Annotated in this window: 13 protein-coding genes; 2 read left to right on the forward strand and 11 right to left on the reverse strand. The window is 72.0% G+C overall.

What is annotated here, in order from left to right; genetic code table 11:
• Window positions 1–53: 53 nt before the first annotated feature.
• The 10 genes from ABT324_RS04575 to ABT324_RS04620 all read right to left on the reverse strand — a co-directional run bounded on the left by ABT324_RS04575 (window position 54) and on the right by ABT324_RS04620 (window position 11,266).
• Window positions 54–1,082, reverse strand: coding sequence for an SIS domain-containing protein (locus tag ABT324_RS04575; RefSeq protein ID WP_351171552.1), 1,029 nt, complete (start codon window positions 1,080–1,082; stop codon window positions 54–56).
• Entirely contained in the window at window positions 1,079–2,068 is a 990-nt protein-coding gene (locus tag ABT324_RS04580; protein ID WP_351171554.1) for an amidohydrolase family protein, read from the reverse strand. The genes ABT324_RS04575 and ABT324_RS04580 overlap by 4 nt, the downstream gene beginning before the upstream one ends.
• Window positions 2,065–3,000 (reverse strand): carbohydrate kinase family protein, encoded by a 936-nt coding sequence (locus tag ABT324_RS04585; RefSeq protein ID WP_351171557.1) that lies wholly within the window; start codon window positions 2,998–3,000, stop codon window positions 2,065–2,067. Before ABT324_RS04585 ends, ABT324_RS04580 begins: the two co-directional genes overlap by 4 nt.
• The gene (locus ABT324_RS04590; protein WP_351171560.1) at window positions 2,997–4,472 is read right to left on the reverse strand and encodes a lyase family protein; all 1,476 of its coding nucleotides are present in this window, start codon (window positions 4,470–4,472) and stop codon (window positions 2,997–2,999) included. Before ABT324_RS04590 ends, ABT324_RS04585 begins: the two co-directional genes overlap by 4 nt.
• Window positions 4,473–4,500: 28 nt before the next feature.
• The gene (locus ABT324_RS04595; protein WP_351171563.1) at window positions 4,501–6,231 is read right to left on the reverse strand and encodes an ABC transporter permease; all 1,731 of its coding nucleotides are present in this window, start codon (window positions 6,229–6,231) and stop codon (window positions 4,501–4,503) included.
• Window positions 6,228–7,289 carry an ABC transporter ATP-binding protein gene (locus tag ABT324_RS04600; protein WP_351171566.1) on the reverse strand — a complete coding sequence of 354 codons (1,062 nt, stop codon included), beginning with the start codon at window positions 7,287–7,289 and terminating at the stop codon, window positions 6,228–6,230. The genes ABT324_RS04595 and ABT324_RS04600 overlap by 4 nt, the downstream gene beginning before the upstream one ends.
• Before the next feature lie 99 nt (window positions 7,290–7,388).
• Complete coding sequence (locus ABT324_RS04605; RefSeq protein ID WP_351171569.1) at window positions 7,389–8,420, reverse strand: extracellular solute-binding protein; 1,032 nt, start codon at window positions 8,418–8,420, stop codon at window positions 7,389–7,391.
• 2 nt (window positions 8,421–8,422) lie between these two features.
• Window positions 8,423–9,586, reverse strand: a complete 1,164-nt coding sequence (locus ABT324_RS04610) for an ROK family transcriptional regulator (RefSeq protein ID WP_351171572.1) — start codon at window positions 9,584–9,586, stop codon at window positions 8,423–8,425.
• A 117-nt stretch (window positions 9,587–9,703) separates the two neighbouring features.
• Window positions 9,704–10,612, reverse strand: coding sequence for a PDR/VanB family oxidoreductase (locus ABT324_RS04615; RefSeq protein ID WP_351171575.1), 909 nt, complete (start codon window positions 10,610–10,612; stop codon window positions 9,704–9,706).
• A 12-nt stretch (window positions 10,613–10,624) separates the two neighbouring features.
• Window positions 10,625–11,266 (reverse strand): MSMEG_1061 family FMN-dependent PPOX-type flavoprotein, encoded by a 642-nt coding sequence (locus ABT324_RS04620; protein WP_351171578.1) that lies wholly within the window; start codon window positions 11,264–11,266, stop codon window positions 10,625–10,627.
• 67 nt (window positions 11,267–11,333) lie between these two features.
• Here ABT324_RS04620 and ABT324_RS04625 point away from each other — a divergent pair, with 67 nt between their 5' ends.
• Window positions 11,334–11,945: a TetR/AcrR family transcriptional regulator gene (locus ABT324_RS04625; RefSeq protein WP_351171580.1), complete on the forward strand. Its 612-nt coding sequence runs from the start codon at window positions 11,334–11,336 to the stop codon at window positions 11,943–11,945.
• A 280-nt stretch (window positions 11,946–12,225) separates the two neighbouring features.
• Here the strand turns inward: ABT324_RS04625 and ABT324_RS04630 are convergent, their stop codons facing one another.
• Window positions 12,226–12,873 (reverse strand): TetR/AcrR family transcriptional regulator, encoded by a 648-nt coding sequence (locus ABT324_RS04630; RefSeq protein ID WP_351171583.1) that lies wholly within the window; start codon window positions 12,871–12,873, stop codon window positions 12,226–12,228.
• 162 nt (window positions 12,874–13,035) lie between these two features.
• Here ABT324_RS04630 and ABT324_RS04635 point away from each other — a divergent pair, with 162 nt between their 5' ends.
• Window positions 13,036–15,762: an MMPL family transporter gene (locus ABT324_RS04635; RefSeq protein ID WP_351171586.1), complete on the forward strand. Its 2,727-nt coding sequence runs from the start codon at window positions 13,036–13,038 to the stop codon at window positions 15,760–15,762.
• The last annotated feature ends 2 nt before the right edge of the window (window positions 15,763–15,764 follow it).

Genomic DNA, 15,764 nt, shown 5'->3' on the forward strand with positions numbered 1-15,764 from the left:
TGCAACCGTGCCGCCGGGCCGGTGTGTGCGGCGGGCCCGGCGGCACGGGGCTCTCAACGGGTTTCGGTGACCTTCCGCAGGCCCGCCGGGCGGTCCGGGTCGTACCCGCGGGAGGTCGCCAGCTGCCACGCCAGCTGCTGCAGCGGCAGCACCTCCAGGACCGGGGACAGCTCCTCCGGGAGCTCCGGGACCAGCAGCTGGGCACCGTCACCCGCCCCGACCCGCAGGACCTCGGCGCGCTGTGCGGCGAGCCGGGACAGCGGTTCCGCCATCGCCGCGCCGCCCGGGCCGGTGCCCGTCACCGCGAGCACGGCCGTCTCGGGCCCGACTGCGGCGATCGGGCCGTGCAGCAGGTCAGCGCCGCTGTAGGCGCGGGTCACCAGGTAGCTGGTCTCCGCCAGCTTCAGCGCCGCCTCGTGCGCGGTGGACAGCGAGTACCCGCGCGCCGTGGTGATGATCCGGTCCGCGAAGCGGAGCCGGTGCGCGGCATCGACGACCCGCTCCGCGTTGGCGTCCAGGCAGGACTGCGCGAGGTCGCCGATCCGGTCGGCCGAGTGCTCGCCGCGCATCCCGGCGACCAGCAGGTGCAGGGCCAGCAGGGTCGCGGAGTAGGTCTTGGTGGCCGCGACCGCGCGCTCCGCACCTGCCCCGATGTCCAGAGTGTGCCGAGCGACCGCCCCGAGCGGGGAGTCCGGTGTGTTCGTCACCGCGACCGTGACCGCCCCGCGCCGAGCCGCCTGCTCGGTCACCTCCACCAGGTCGGGCGAACCACCGCTCTGGCTGACCGCGACCAGCGCGACGTCGGTGAGGTCCGGCGCGGCCCCGTACAGCGTGGTGGTGGACGGCGACACCAGCCCGGCGGGCAGCCCGAGCAGCACTTCCGCCAGGTACTTTCCGTACAGCGCGGCGTTGTCGCTGGAGCCGCGCGCCGCGAACAGCACGAACCGCGGCCGGGCCCGGGCGAGCTGCTCGGCGACCGCCCGGAACTCCGCCGCCCGGCGCACCAGGTCGGCCAGCACCTGCGGTTGCTCGGCGATCTCGGCGGCCATCGAGGTGCCCGGGGCCGCTTCCGTCGTGGTCATGCGCTTCCTCCAGCGAAGTCCGGGATTGCCAGCAGCCGTGCGGCGTTGCCGCCGAAGACCTTGCGCAGGTCCGTCTCCGGCATGCCCATCTCGTGGCACACCCGCAGCTGGTCGGCCAGGTAGCGGTAGCAGTAGCCGCGCGGGAACCAGGAGGAGTCGCTGCCGAAGACGATGCGCTCCGGGCCGATGGTCTCGTAGCAGCGGCGGAACAGGTCCTCGAGCGTGAGCTTGTAGGGCATCCAGCGCACCCACTGGTTCGACCCGGAGGTGTCCACCAGGACGTTCGGGCAGGCCCAGCACAGGAACAGCACCTGCTGCACGTGCTGCACGCCGAAGTGCGGGATCACGAACGGGATCCCGGGGAAGCGCTTGGCGACCGGCTCCAGCCACGCCGGTTCGATGTGCGCGTTGTGCGCCACGCCGCCGCTGGACCCGCAGTGCCCGAAGTGGATGAGCACCGGGATGCCGCGGTCGGCGGCCACCCGCCACACCGGGTCGGCGGCCGGGTCGTCGATGCGGTGCGGCAGCAGCGGCGCGAACAGCTTGAGCCCGCGCAGCCCGAACTCGTCGACCGCCCGCGCCAGGCGCTCGGCGGCGTCCGGGGCGGTGAGGTCGCGCAGGTTCGCCATGCCGGAGAACCGCTGCGGCGCGCGGGCCACCAGCTCCGCCACCTGCTCGTCGCCGCAGCCGGTGACGAACGCCGCGTGCGCGATCCCGTGCCGGTCGAGCTCGGCCAACCACAGGTCGGCCTCGTCCTGCCAGGTGCGCGCGGGATCCGGCTGCGGGTCGGGGAAGTCCCAGGCCCGGCGCCAGCGCCGCGACTGCTCGGCGACCTGCTCGGCGCGGCGGCGGTGCGCCTGCTCGTCGTGGTCGGCGCAGCTGAACTGGCCACCGGAGAGGTCCTTGGTGGCCGGGTCGTGCTCGATGCGGAAGTGCAGGTGGAAGTCGAGGACGGGGACCCCCTGCACGGTGGGGTGCTCGCTCATGTCATCACGTCCTCAGGGGTGAAAGCGCGGTCGTGCGAGGGCCGGACGATCACGGTGGCGGCGACGCGCACCGCGTAGTCGGCGGCGTCGGCGAAGTCCGCGCCGTCGGCGAGCCGGTGCAGCAGGCCCGCGTTGAAGGCGTCCCCGGCGCCGGTGGAATCGCGCACCTGGACTTCCGGCGCCGGGTGCGCGCTGTGCTCCTGGCCCGGCCGCGCGACGAGGGCGCCGAGCGCACCGCGCTTGACCACGACGGTCGCGCCGGTCTCGTCGGCGATGCCGCGGGCCGCGGCCTCGTCGGTGCTCCGGTCGTCCCCGCGCAGGGCGCGCAGTTCGTCGGCGTTGGGCAGGAACACGTCGACCCCGCGCAGCAACCGGAGCACCTCGGCGCGGGTGCCCGCGGACCAGCCCGCGGGGTCCCACCCGGTGTCCAGCGCGGTGCGCGCCCCGGCCCGCCGGGCGCGGGCCAGCAGGTCCTGCGCGTCCTCGCCCTGCAACGCGGGCAGCAGAAAGTAGCCGGACAGCAGCACGAACCGGGCGGCCAGCGAGTCGTCGGGGACGGCCGCCGCGTCGAGGTCGGCCATCGCGCCGAGCGCGGACAGGAACGACCGGTCCCGGCCCGGCGCCTCGGCCGCCACGGTCACCCCGGTGGGCTCGTCGGGGACCCGCACCAGGTCCAGCCGCAGCCCGGGCAGGTCGAGCTGGTCGGTGAGCAGCCGCGCGGTGCCGTCGTCGCCGACCCGCCCTGTCAGCACCGTCGACCGGCCCAGCCGCGCGAGCACGATGGCGGTGTTGGCGGCCGAGCCGCCGGGCCGCAGCACGATGGAGGGCACGATCTGCTCGGTGCCGGGCGGCGGCAGCTCCGCCGCACCGGCGACCAGCACGTCGAGGTTGACGTTGCCGACGACCGTGACGCGGTCAGCTGGCTGGTTCACCCGCGGCCCCCGGCCAGCACGCCGTCGACCGCCTCGTCCAGTGCGGTGGCGGCCTCGTCGAGGGCCGTGCGGCGGGCGGCGAACTCGGCGGCCAGCGAGCGCGCCCGGCCGAGCGCCAGTTCGGCCGTGCGGCGCACGGCCGCGGCGCCGGGACCGCCCTCCTGGGCGCGGTCGAGCACCCGCTGCGGCCGGAGCCCGGCGTTGAGCGCGGCCTCGACCACCGAGTCGTCCACCTCGCCCAGACCGGCCTCCGCGATCGCGGCGGCGACCACCGAGCTGGTCCACTCCGCAGGCGGCGCCTGCCGGACGAGCGCGCCGACCACGGAGTGCGCGCCGCGCCACGGGACCCCGGCCCCGGCCAGCGCCTCCGCGATCGCGGTGGTCGTCGCGCCGGTGGCCACCACCTGCTCCGGCGACGGCGGGTCCTGCGGCCGCAGCTCCTGGAGCAGCCCGCGCATCATGGTCATGAACCGCGCGGCGCGGTCCCCTGCCCGCCACAGGTGCTCCTGGACGTCCGTGGTCGCGTTGTTGGAGTCCTCGTACCAGGCGGCGCCGACGTTGTTCATCGTCGCGGCCAGGTCGGCCGCCGCCGCGCCCGCCATGGAGCACATGTGCTCCAGCACCACCGGGTTCTTCTTCTGCGGCATGATGCTGGAGCCCTGGCAGTAGGCGTCCGGCGTGGCGATCCAGCCGAAGGTCATCCAGTCCAGCATGGTGCGGGCCATCCGGGCACCGGTCGCCAGGACGCGGGCCTGCACGGCCGCGGTGCGCATCAGGTGCTCGGCCCCGGCGACCGCCTCGTAGCTGGAGGTGAAGTTCGCGCGGAAGCCGAGCAGCTCACCCAACCGCGGCGCGGCGATGGGCAGGTCGGTCCCGGCGAACGCGCAGGAACCGAGCGGGTTGACGTCCAGCTCGTCGTAGACCGACAGCAGCTCGTCGGCCTGGCTGAGCAGCGCCTCGGCGTACCCGGCCAGCACGTGCCCGAGCGTGGTCGGCTGCGCGGGTCTGCGGTGGGTGAACCCGGTGATCAGCACGTCGGCCCAGCGGTCGGCCTGCGCCGCGGCGGCCTCGGCCGCGCCGCAGAGCTGCCCCGCCAGCGCGAGGACGTCATCGCGCAGCACCATCCGGAACACCCCGGCGTCGAGGTCGTTGCGGGAGCGGGCCAGCTGGACGTCCAGTTCGGACTGCCGGATCCCGGCGGCCGCGGCGAGCCGCTGCTCGACGAGGTAGTAGACGTCCTCGACGGAGCCGTCGAAGGCGAACCGGTCGTCGTCGGCGGCGAGCAGCTCGCGCAGCCCGCCCAGCAGCTGCCGGGCGCGCTCGGCCGGGAGCAGCTCCTGCTCGGCGAGCATCACCACGTGCGCGAGGCTGGCCCGCAGCATCGGCCGGTACAGCTGCGGCGCGGACTTCTCGAAGGCCACCCGCAGGTGGTTCTGCCAGTAGGTGGACAGGTTCTCCGGGGGCTGGGTCATCTGAGCAACTCTTTCCACTGTGGATGTGTCACGCGGCGGGCACGACCGCGGAACCGGGCCGCTTCTGGCGCGGCCCCTGGCCGAGCCGGTTGGACACCGCCAGGACGATCAGGATCAGCACGATCTGCAGCGCGCCGTAGGCCGCCGCGGTGCCGAACTCCGAGGAGTAGATCCGGTTGTAGATCTCCACCGACATCGGCGGCAGGCCGGGCGGGTAGATCACCACCGAGGCCACGTACTCGCCGACCCCGTCGACGAAGGCCAGCAGCGCGCCCGCGAGCACCCCGCGCAGCACCAGCGGCAGCGTGATGGTGCGCAGCACCCGCATGGGCCCCGCGCCGAGGTTGCGCGCGGCTTCCTCCAGCGACGGGTCGAGCTGCTCCAGGGAGGCGCTGGTGGAGCGGAACACCAGCGGCACGAACCGCACGAAGTAGGCGACCGGCAGGATCCACAGCGTGCCGACCAGCGTCAACCCGAGGTTCCCCGGGCCGGGCTCGTTGAACGCGGTCACCAGGTTGACGCCGATGACCGTGCCGGGCAGCGCCCACGGCAGCATGATGACCACGTCCAGCACGCCCCGGCCGGGCTTGCGCCACCGGGCCACCACCCACGCGGCGGCCGCGCCGATGACGATCGCGAACGCGGTGGCCAGCAGGCTGGTCTGCACGCTGACCGAGATCGGCAGCAGGCTCTGCGGCTCGGCGAAGATCCGCAGGTAGTTGTCCACCGTGTACTCGGACGGCAGCACCTGCGTGGTCCACGCCCCGTCGACGGAGAACGACACCAGCACGATCACCAGCACCGGCGCCAGCAGCACGACGGTCAGCAGCAGGCTGCCCAGCGCGGCGGCGACCTTCGCCAGCGCGGAGGCCGGTGCCCGCCGTGCGCTCGGGGTGCCCTTGGAGAGGCTGCGGTGCACGCGGCGGCCCTGGTACCAGCGCATGCTCATCAGGAACGCGATGGACACCAGCGACAGCGCGGTGGACTGGGCGGCGGCGAGCGCGGCGTTGCCGGAGGTGCGCGCCGAGACGATCTCCATCGTCAGCGTCTGCACGTTGTACAGCTGCGGCGCGGTGAACGACGCCATCGACATCATGAACGTCAGCAGCGCACCGGACACCAGCGCCGGGGTGAGCATCGGCAGCAGCACCGTGCGCCACACCCGGACCCGACCGGCGCCGAGGTTGGTCGCGGCTTCCTCCAGCGACCCGTCCATCCCGGCCAGCGCGGCCGACACCGACAGGTAGAAGTACGGGTACATGGTGAAGGCGTGCACCAGGACCACGCCCGCCAGGCCGCTGACCGAGGTGGTCGCCGGGTCGATGCCGAGCAGCGCGCTGAGGGTGCGCGGCAGGATGCCGGTCTCGCTGTAGAGCAGCACGAAGGACACCGCGCCGATCAGCGGCGGCAGGGCCATCGGCAGCACCGCGAACACCGAGAGGGCCCGGCGGCCGGGAAAGTCGAAGCGGTGCAGCAGCACCGCGAGCAGCGTGCCGAGCACGCCGCAGAAGAAGACCGAGAGCAGCGAGGTCACCAGCGACAGCAGCAGCGCCTGCCCGGAGCTGCCGCCGAACAGGCTGCCGTAGTTGGTGGCGAAGCCGTTGCCGCCCGCCGAGGTGACCGCCGTGGTCGCCATCGGGATGACGACCAGGAACAGCAGCACCAGCACGACCGGGATGGCCAGCACGTAGACGAACCGGTCGCCGTCGGTCGCGGGCAGCCTGCGCCGCGCCTTCGGGGCCGCGGTCGGGGCGCTCACGGCTGCACCAGCCAGGCGTGCTCGGCGTCGGGGCGCAGGCCCACGCCGTCACCGGGCCGCGGCAGGCCGGGCCGGTCCGGCACCGCGACCGACAGCGCCAGGTCCTCCGCCTGCAGCTCGAACTGGCAGGTCGCGCCGGTGAACTCCACGGCGCGCACCACGGCGTCGAAGCTGCCCTCCCCCGGCTCGGTGAGCTCGAAGTGCTCGGGCCGGACCGACACCGCGACCCGCTCGCCGCTGCTGGTCCCCTCGGCGCCACCGGCGGACAGCTTCGCGCCGGACCCGGCCAGCTCCACCACGGCCCGGTCGCCGGAGACCTCCACGACCTCGGCGTCCAGCACGTTGCTGCCGCCGATGAACTTGGCCACGAAGGCGGTCGCGGGCTGGTGGTAGACCTCGCGCGGGGTGCCGACCTGGTGCAGCTTGCCGGACTCCAGCACGGCGATCCGGTCGCTCATGGCCATCGCCTCGGCCTGGTCGTGCGTGACGTAGACGCTGGTGATTCCCGCGTCCCGCTGCGCACGCCGGATCTGCACCCGGGTCTCCTCGCGCAGCTTGGCGTCCAAGTTGGACAACGGCTCGTCGAGCAGCAGCACCGACGGCGAGATGACCAGCGCGCGGGCCAGCGCGACGCGCTGCTGCTGGCCGCCGGAGAGCTGGTCGATGCGCCGGTCCGCGTAGCCCTCCAGGCCCACCGCGGCTAGCGCGGCGGCGACCCGCTCGGCGCGCTCGGCCTTGGCGACCTTGCGGGTCACCAGCCCGTAGGCGACGTTCTGCGCGACGTCGTAGTGCGGGAACAGCGCGTAGTTCTGGAACACCATGCCGGTGCCCCGCTTGTTCGGCGGGGTGGTGGTGATGTCGCGCCCGCCGAACAGGATTCGGCCGCTGGTGGGCGTGACGAAACCGGCGATCATGCGCAGCGTGGTCGACTTGCCGCAACCGGACGGGCCCAGGAGCGTGAAGAACTCACCGGACTCGATCGTCACGTCGATGTCGTGCACGACCGGCGCGGCGGAGCCGTAGCTCTTGCCGACGCGATCGAGGCGAACGGGGATCATGCTGGTCGCTCCGTGCTCTGCCGCAACTGCGGCGGGACGACTGGGGGGCTGGGTCGGCGGGCGGTGCGGGCCGGGGCGCCCGCACCGCCGGGTCGAGCGTCAGTTCTGGTTCTTGATGTGCTCGCTCCAGTAGGAGATCCACTCGGACTCCTTGGCCGCGGCGAGCTCCCAGTCCACCGGCATCTCGTGCAGTCCGAGCGGGGCCAGCCAGCTCGGCTCACCGGCCTGCTCGACGGTCGGGATCTGGTAGTACTCCTCGGCCAGCTGCTGCTGCTTGTCCACGCCGAGCAGGAAGTCGAGGAACTTGTCGGCGGCGGCCGCGTTCGGGCCGTCCTTGACCTTGGCCACGCCGTCGATCAGCTGCGGCACGCCGGAGGTGGTGGCCACCGGCTTGAACGGGGCGCCGGTCTTCTTCTGCTGCAGCATGACGTCCTGCAGGTTCCACACGCTGATCGGCGCCTCCTGCCGCTGGATGCGCAGGTAGAGGTCGGTCGGGTTGGCCGCGTAGATCTTGGTGTTGGCGTCCAGCGCGCGCAGCCAGTCGTAGCCGGGCTCGGGGTCCTCCGGCGTGCTGTTGCGGCTGATCATCGCCGAGTAGATGCTGCGCATCGTGCCGGAGGCGGCGACGTCGCGGACGACGACCTTGTCCTCGTACTCCGGCTTGATCAGGTCGTCCCAGTCCTTGGGGGCCTGCTCCGGGGTGAGCATCTGGTCGTTGTAGAAGACGACCTCGGCGAGGATCATCTCGCCGACCCAGCGGCCCTCGGGGTCCCGGTAGCGCTCCGGGATCCGGTCGCGCACCTGGTCGGGCACCGGGGCGAGCAGGCCGTCGTTGGCGGCCTGGGAGAACTGCTGCTGGGAACCGCCCCACCAGATGTCGGCCTGCGGGCGGCCGCGCTCGGCCGCGACCCGCTCGGCGGCTTCCTGCGCGCCGAGCGTGAGGAGCCGGACCTTGCCCTGGTACTCGGGGTAGGCGGCCTCGAAGTCCTTGACCACGGCTTCGGCGAGCGCCTTGTCGCGGGCGGTGTAGATGGTCAGGCCGGAGTCGCCACCGGCGGCGTTCAGCCCGCACCCGGTGGCCAGGACGGCCAGCGCCAGCACGCTGGCCAGGAGGGAGAGGATTCTGCGCATGGTCATCCTTCGCGCGTGGGCTGCGCGTCGGCAGCCAGGGTGATCAGGGATGGGGAAACCGCGCCGATGTGCAGCGCGCGGGTCCCGAGCTCGGCGAACACGACCTCGGGTGCCGACGGGGCCGCCGAACCGACGAGCGCGGCCAGTTCGGCCAACCCGTCCGGCCCGAGTTCGGTGGCGGCTCCGGCGAAGACCACGCGTGCCGGGTTGACCACGCACGCGCAGACGATGGCGGCGTAGGCCCACGCCTCGATGACCTGCCTGCGCAGCGCGGCTACGGCAGGTTCACCGGCCCGAGCGGCCAGCTCGGCGACCGGGGCGGCGGTGGCCCGACCGTCCAGTTCGGACAGCGCCTGCCGGATCCCGGGGACGCTCCACCGCCGCTCGAACTCGCCGCGCCCGCCGCTGTGCGGCGCGGGCGGCAGCCCGGCGGGCAGGAAGCCGATCTCACCGGCGAACCCGGCGGCGCCGCGGCAGAGCGTTCCACCGCTGAGGATGGCGGCGCCGATGCCGTACCCGACGTAGATGAGCACGAGGTCGTCCACATCGGCCGCAGCACCGCGCTCGCACTCCCCCAGCGCGATCAGGTTGACGTCGTTGGAGGCCTGCACGGGCAACCCGACCCGCTCGGTCAACTCCTCGGTGAGCGACCGCTCCCCCAACGACTCCAGCACCGGTGACAGCGCCACGGCCCCCTCCGCGGTGGCCACGCCAGGCAGCGAGAACACGACGCGGCCGGGCCGGGGCTTGGGGTGCTTCTCCAGCGCGAGCTGGATGACGTCGGTCAGCCCGTCCAGCGGCGCGTCCGGCTCGATGACCCGGCTGTACCCGCCGAGCAGTTCCCCGGCGAGGTCGACCACCGAAACGCGCGCCTGCTCCCCCTCCAGGGAAACGGCGATGAGCGACTCGGCGGCGGGGTTGAACGCGAGCATCCGCGGCCGACGCCCACCGGAGGAGTCCCCGGCACCGACCTCGACGACGTGCCCGCTGCCCATCAGCTCGCGCACGATCTCGGTCAACGACGACGGACGGTAACCGGTCAACCCGGCGAGCTCAGTGCGCGAAACCGGCCCGTGCTCCCGCAGCGCGGCGAGCACGGCATCGGTGCGGATGCGCCGCAGGGCCTCGTTCCCAGTGGGCGCGGAACGCTCGATGACCTCGGACATGCGCTACTTTATACGTCATCCGAAGTAAGTTTCCAATACCTCCGCCCCGACCGAAATCCAGTTCTGGCAACGAATTCCGAGGGCGACCGCGCCATCACCCACGGCAACGGGCACGATTCAGAGGTCGACGACCAGCCGGGGCGAGAGGGCGCGCGAGACGCAGCAGTACATGCGACCAGGCGCGGCCCCGATGTCGTCGCGGTGCTCCGGCTCCCCGTCCAGGACGGTGATCTCGCAGCTGCCGCACACCCCCTCGCGGCAACCCGACGGCACCGGGTGGCCCGCGTGGTGCAACGCGTTGAGCACGGACTCCTCGGCACCGACCAGCACTGTCCGCCCAGAGCGCGCGCAGTGCACCTCGAACGGTTCGTTCGGGGCGAACTGCTTCGGCTCCGGCCGGAAGCGCTCGATGTGCAGCTGCTGCGCGGGGAACGCCGCCTCGGCCGCGTCGAGCATCGGCGCGGGCCCGCAGCAGTACACAAGCGATTCCGGGCTGAGCGCGCTTGCCAGCTCGGCGAAGACGGGCCTGCCGTGCTGCTCGGTGGCGTGGATCCGCACCCGATCTCCGTGCGCCGCCCGGAGTTCCGCCACGAACGGCATGGTGGCCACGTCCCGGCCCACGTACACCAGCGTCGCCGAGGCTCCCGCCTCAACCGCCGCCGTCAGCATCGGCACGATCGGCGTGATGCCGATGCCCCCGGCCAGGAACAGGTAGTCCGGCGCGGGCAGCAGCGGGAAGTTGTTGCGCGGCAACGACACCCCGAGTGCGCGGCCGGTGCGCAGGAACAGGTGGACGTACTCCGAGCCGCCCCGGCTGAGCCGGTCGTGGCGGACGGCTACGCGGTAGCGGTCGCGGTCGGCCGGGTCCCCGCACAGCGAGTACTGCCTGGTCAGCCAGTTGGGCAAGGCCAGGTCGACGTGCGCGCCCGGCTCCCAGGGCGCCAGCGGGCCGTCGGCACCGCGCAGGACGAGCGAGACGACGCCATCGGCGACCGGCTCCAGCTCCTCGAGGATGGTTCGCTGCATGGTCGGGCCTCCTCAGTACAGCTGCCGGTAACCGGCTTCCAGGACCTGCTCCATCGCCGCCCGGTCGACGACCCCGCCCATCTGCTCGGCGGCCACCTCGGCCGCGGGCGGCAACTCGTCGGCCAAGGACTGGCTGGCGGGATCCCACAGCCGGGACCGGATCAGCGCCCGACCGCAGTGGAAGAAGACCTCCGCCACCTCCACCACGATGGCCAGCTCCGCGTCCCTGCCCTCGATCCGCATCCGGGCGAGCACGTCCGGTTCGTCGGTGGGGTACGCGCGACCGTTGACGCGCAGCACCTCCCGCACGCCGGGGACGACGAACATCAGGCCGATGCCGTCGTTCTCGGCGAGGTTGCGGAACGAGTCGGCGAGCTTGTTGCCCGGCCGGTCGGGGATCGCGAGCGTGCGCTCGTCGAGGACCTTGACGAACCCCGGGTAGTCGCCGCGCGGGGAGCAGTCGGGCAGGCCGGTGGCGTCCGAGGTGGCCATCGACAGGAACGGGGAGTGCGCGATGAAGCGGTGCGAGTGCCGGTCGACGTGGTCCAGGACCTTCGCCTCGATCATCGCCTCGGGCTCCCCGAGCCGAGCCCGGACGGCGGCCGCGGAGATCCGCCGCGGACGCGTCCGCGTGACGGTGTTGTTGCTGGTCATGACACAATCATGAGCAATTGCTCGGCTTGTTCGCTACTCGCTTTCACATCGATTCGCAGGGGGTCCCATGGCCGCGGAGCAACGCCGCCTCCAACCGCGCAAACAGCCGCGCCAGGTCCGCGCGGAGCTGACCCGGCAGCGCATCCTCACCGCGGCTGCTCGCGTTTTCGCCGAGCACGGCTACGCCGCGGGCACCACGAACCGGATCGCCGAGCGCGCGGGGATCTCGATCGGCTCGCTGTACCAGTACTACCCGAACAAGGACGCGATCCTGGCCGAACTCCTGACCCGCCACCTGGAGGCCGACCGGTCCGCCGAAACCCTCCGCCACCAGGAGGAACCGCTGGAGGACATCATCCGCGCCTTCGTCCGAGCGGTGATCGACAACCACCACGACGACCCCCGTCTCCTCCGCATCCTGTCCGACCAGGCCCCCCGCTCCACCGAACTCCTGGAGCTCATGGCCCAGCACCAGCGGGAGATCCACACCAACCTCCACGACCTGCTCAACAACCACCCCGAGGTACACGTCCAGGACAAGCACACCGCAACCCACCTGGTGGCGTCCACAGTGGAGTACACGGTCCACCCCCTCATCGCCACCCCCGGCGAGATCAACCCCACTCACCTGGAAGAAGAACTGGTCACCATGCTCACCACCTACCTCCGCACCCGGTGACCACGAGGGTTCACAGTTTCAGTTGAAACTGTAGTCCCGGGCGACGGGACCGCAGTTTCAATTGAAACCTCGAACATGAGTGGGCAAAGGGCGCAGTTTCAATTGAAACTGCGCCGTCACCGGCGTGTCGCGTGCCCGACACACCGGTGGCACGCCGGGAGGTCGTGTGGTCTCAGCGGGATCACACCGTGGAACCAGGTGTGCGATCCCCACTGGCATCACGTGGGCGGTCGGCCCCGCATGCACGGGTGCGCTCGCGGGGAGACAGCTCGCTGGTTGCTCAGGTTTCCTGGGGGGCGATGAGGGCTGCTGCTACTCGGGGGAAGATCTCCGTGAACAGGGTGCCCATGTTGGGGTCGGTGTTGCTGAAGACCGCCCTCTCCAGTTCCGCGTCGTAGATCGCGATCAGGGCTCGGACCGCGTCCCGGGTGTCGACCTCGGAGCGCATGCCCATCTCGTCCAGGGCGTGCTGCATCAGGGCCGCCACCTCTTCGTGGACCTGCTCCAGGTACTCGCCCGCGCGCAGGCGCAGTTCCGAGCTGCGCAGGGCGTGCGCGCGGAACTCCGTCAGCAGGAGGTACCAGGTCTTGTCCGCCACCAGCGACTCCGCGCATGCCGCGCCGATCGTCACGATCGCCTCGTGCACCGAGCGCTGCTCCCCGGTGGGGGCGACGGCCTTCTCGATGATCTCGCGGGTTTGGTCGATGCGGGCGGCCATCTCCTCCTCGTAGACGGCGAGGAACAGGTCCTCCTTCGTCGCGAAGTTGGAGTAGAAGGCGCCGCGGCTGAACCCGGCCGCTTCGCAGATCAGCTCCACCGGCGTGTCCCGGATGCTGTGTTCGAGGAACACGTCCCGGGCAGCGGCGACCAGCCGTCGGCGGGTCTCCGCTCGGCGACGGGTCTCGCGTCGTGGTGGCTGCTCGGTCATGACCTCGAGTCTCCTGCCCAGTGTTTCGCCTCACAGTTTCCCCCGCGAGGTGGCCGCCGGGGATCTCGGGAAATATACAGTGTGCATCGAATACATCGTGTATCGCATGCGCCGCGTATCGCATGCGCCGTGTATCGAGTCTTCGTTGCGGGAGTGTTCCGGTTGTCGTCTTTGCTGTACCGACTCGGGCGGGCCGTGGTCCGCGCCAGGGCATGGGTGCTGGTCGCGTGGCTGGCACTGCTCGCCGTGCTGGGTGGGGGCGCGTTCTTCCTGCAGCAGGGCATGGAGACCACCCTCGAGATCCCCGGCGCCGAGTCGCAGGAGGCGCTGGACCACCTCAACAACGTCTTCCCGCAGATGACCGGCTCGCGCGCGCAGCTGGTGTTCACCGTGCCCGAGGGCCAGCAGGTGGACTCGCCGCAGGCCCGGGAGGCCTTCGAGGGGCTCATCGACCGCGTCTCGGAGTGGGACGGCGTGCAGGCGGCGATGAGCCCGCTGGACGAGATGGTCGGCAACCAGGTCACCGAGGACCGCCGCACCGGCCTGATCAACATGCAGTTCGACTTCCCGCCGCTGGACGTCCCCGACCAGGTCAAGGACGATTTGCTCAGCGAGGCCGACGCGCTGGAGCAGCAGCTCGGCGCGGGTGCTTCGGTGGACGTCGGCGGGGACATCTTCGCCAACGCCATGCCCGAGCTCGGCGCCACCGAGGCGGTCGGCGTGGTCGTCGCGCTGCTCGTGCTGCTGCTGTTGCTGCGCTCGCTGGTCGCCGCAGTGATGCCGCTGGTCACCGCGCTGGTAGGCGTCGGCGTTTCGATGACGATCGTGCTGCTGACCACCGCGCTCACCGAGGTCTCCTCCGCCGCGCCGATGCTCGGCATGATGCTGGGCCTGGCCGTCGGCATCGACTACTCGCTGTTCATCGTGTCGCGGCACCGCGAGCAGCTGGCCGCCGGAGTCGGTGTCACCGAGTCGATCGCGCGCTCGGTGGCCACCGCGGGTTCGGCGGTGATCTTCGCCGGGGTCACCGTGATCATCGCGCTGCTGGCGCTGGCGGTTCCCGGCATCACCTTCCTGACCACGATGGGCGTGCTGGCCGGGGTCGCGATCGCGATCGGCGTCGCGGTGGCGCTGACCATGATCCCGGCGCTGCTCAGCTTCGCCGGCGAGCGGCTGCGGCCGGTCAAGGTGCGGCGCCGCCGCGCCGCCAAGCCGCGGCGGGAGCGCCGCCCGTTCGCCCTGACCTGGGTGCGGGCGGTCACCAAGGCGCCGCTGGTCACCATCGTCGTGGTCATCGCCGGTCTCGGCGTGTGCACGCTGCCGATGGCGAACCTGAAGCTGTCGGTGCCCGACGCGGGCGCGCAGGCCGTGGGCACCCCGGCGCGCGACACCTACGACCACATCGCCGAGACCTTCGGCCCCGGCTTCAACAGCCCGCTGATGATCACCACCGACATCATCGGCAGCCAGGACCCGCTGGGCGTGGTCAACGGCATCGCCGACGAGATCCGGGCGATGCCCGGCGTCGCCGCGGTGCCGATGGCCACCCCGAACCCGACCATCGACACCGGCATCATCCAGGTGGTCCCGACCACCGGCGGCGAGGCCGAGGAGACCGCCGACCTGGTGCACCGGCTGCGCGACATGAGCCCGCACTTCGAGGAGGTGTACGGCTCCGGCATCGCGGTGACCGGCGTGACCGCGATCGGCATCGACCTGTCCGAGAAGCTCTTCGACGCGCTGCTGCCGTTCGCGATCATCGTGGTGGGCCTGACGCTGGTGCTGCTGGCGATGGTGTTCCGGTCGGTGTGGGTGCCGGTCAAGGCCGCGCTCGGCTATCTGCTGTCGGTCGGCGCCACCTTCGGCGCGGTCGCGTTCGTGTTCAACGAAGGGCACCTGGCCGGTCCGCTGAACGTGTCGCACGTCGGCGGGGTCATCAGCTTCATGCCGATCCTGCTGATGGCGATCCTGTTCGGGCTGGCCATGGACTACGAGGTCTTCCTGGTCTCCCGGATGCGCGAGGAGTACACCCACCACGGCGACGCCAAGCGGGCCATCGAGTCCGGCTTCACCAACGTCGCCCCGGTGGTGGTGGCCGCCGCGGTCATCATGATCTCGGTGTTCGCCGCGTTCGTCCCGCACGGTGACTCCAACATCAAGCCCATCGCGTTCGGGCTCGCCGTCGGCGTGTTCGTCGACGCCTTCGTGGTGCGGATGACGCTGGTGCCCGCGGTGATGGCGCTGCTCGGCGACAAGGCCTGGTGGCTGCCGCGCTGGCTGGCCCGCCGACTTCCCGCGCTGGACGTGGAGGGCGAGGCGCTGCAGCACGAGCTGCGGCTGTCCGACTGGCCGGGCAACGACGAGGTGGTCAGCGCCCGCGACCTGAGCATCCACGACGACCGCGGTGACCAGGTGCTCGGCAGGATTCGGATCAACCTGCGGCCCGGCGGCGTGCTCGCGGTGGAGGGCGACGACGCGGACACCTCCGCGCTGCTGCACGCGCTAGGCGGCCGGGTCCGCACCGTGCGGGGCGACCTGCGGGTGACCGGGCTGCTGCTGCCGCAGCGGGCGCGGGCGGTTCGCTCGCGCACCGCGCTGGTGCACTGCCGGACCAGCGCCGAACCCGCCGCCGAGGTGCGGCAGGCGGTGGCCGAGGGCGTGCGGCTGGTGCTGCTGGACGAGGCCGACGCGATCGCCGACGCCGACCAGCGCCGCCAGCTGGCCGCCCTGCTCCCCGGCACGTCCACCCCGGACGGTTCGCCGGTGGGCTTCGTCGTGACGTACCAGAACCCGAGCCTGGTCTCCGACCTGCTGCCGGAGCACCGGGTCGACGTTCTGCGGCTTTCCGCGCGCCCGGGCGTGCTCGCGGGCCGCCTCCAGGAGGTGTGAAA

Source organism: Saccharopolyspora sp. NPDC000359 (assembly GCF_040300525.1).
In the GTDB taxonomy this organism is placed as follows: Bacteria; Actinomycetota; Actinomycetes; order Mycobacteriales; family Pseudonocardiaceae; genus Saccharopolyspora.

Excerpts from the sequence above, each read along its gene's own strand:
- ABT324_RS04575 (WP_351171552.1), bottom strand. The coding sequence starts at position 1,082 with ATGACCACGACGGAAGCGGCCCCGGGCACCTCGATGGCCGCCGAGATC.
- ABT324_RS04580 (WP_351171554.1), bottom strand. The coding sequence starts at position 2,068 with ATGAGCGAGCACCCCACCGTGCAGGGGGTCCCCGTCCTCGACTTCCAC.
- ABT324_RS04590 (WP_351171560.1), bottom strand. The coding sequence starts at position 4,472 with ATGACCCAGCCCCCGGAGAACCTGTCCACCTACTGGCAGAACCACCTG.
- ABT324_RS04600 (WP_351171566.1), bottom strand. The coding sequence starts at position 7,289 with ATGATCCCCGTTCGCCTCGATCGCGTCGGCAAGAGCTACGGCTCCGCC.
- ABT324_RS04605 (WP_351171569.1), bottom strand. The coding sequence starts at position 8,420 with ATGCGCAGAATCCTCTCCCTCCTGGCCAGCGTGCTGGCGCTGGCCGTC.
- ABT324_RS04610 (WP_351171572.1), bottom strand. The coding sequence starts at position 9,586 with ATGTCCGAGGTCATCGAGCGTTCCGCGCCCACTGGGAACGAGGCCCTG.
- ABT324_RS04615 (WP_351171575.1), bottom strand. The coding sequence starts at position 10,612 with ATGCAGCGAACCATCCTCGAGGAGCTGGAGCCGGTCGCCGATGGCGTC.
- ABT324_RS04620 (WP_351171578.1), bottom strand. The coding sequence starts at position 11,266 with ATGACCAGCAACAACACCGTCACGCGGACGCGTCCGCGGCGGATCTCC.
- ABT324_RS04625 (WP_351171580.1), top strand. The coding sequence starts at position 11,334 with ATGGCCGCGGAGCAACGCCGCCTCCAACCGCGCAAACAGCCGCGCCAG.
- ABT324_RS04630 (WP_351171583.1), bottom strand. The coding sequence starts at position 12,873 with ATGACCGAGCAGCCACCACGACGCGAGACCCGTCGCCGAGCGGAGACC.